Source organism: uncultured Kocuria sp. (assembly GCF_947500125.1).
Lineage (GTDB): Bacteria > Actinomycetota > Actinomycetes > Actinomycetales > Micrococcaceae > Kocuria.
In genome coordinates this window covers 1-401 of the sequence record NZ_CANMRA010000097.1, presented here as the reverse complement: position 1 = coordinate 401, position 401 = coordinate 1, and the positions used below count along the sequence as shown (strand labels likewise).

The window sequence follows — 401 nt, the reverse complement described above, 5'->3', positions numbered from 1 at the left end:
GCCCCGACCTCGTCGGCGATCGCGCGGAACGCGGTGAAGTCCAGCTGCCTCGTGTAGGCGGACCAGCCGGCGATGATCAGCTGCGGGCGGTGCTCCCGGGCGAGGCGGGCGACCTCGTCCATGTCGATCCGGTGGTCGTCCTCGGAGACCCCGTAGGCGGCGACCCGGTAGAGCTTGCCGGAGAAGTTGAGCTTCATGCCGTGGGTGAGGTGCCCGCCGTGGGCGAGGTCCAGCCCCAGGATGGTGTCCCCGGGCCGGAGCAGCGCGGACATGACCGCGGCGTTGGCCTGCGCCCCGGAGTGCGGCTGGACGTTCGCGAAGCCGGCGCCGAAGAGGTCCTTGGCCCGGTCGATGGCCAGCTGCTCGATCACGTCCACGTGCTCGCAGCCGCCGTAGTAGCG

1 pseudogene is annotated in these 401 nt (G+C 71.6%); it reads right to left on the bottom strand.

The features are described from left to right. Nucleotides 1–401, bottom strand: a pseudogene (locus tag Q0817_RS20010) (aminotransferase class I/II-fold pyridoxal phosphate-dependent enzyme); the annotation flags it as partial.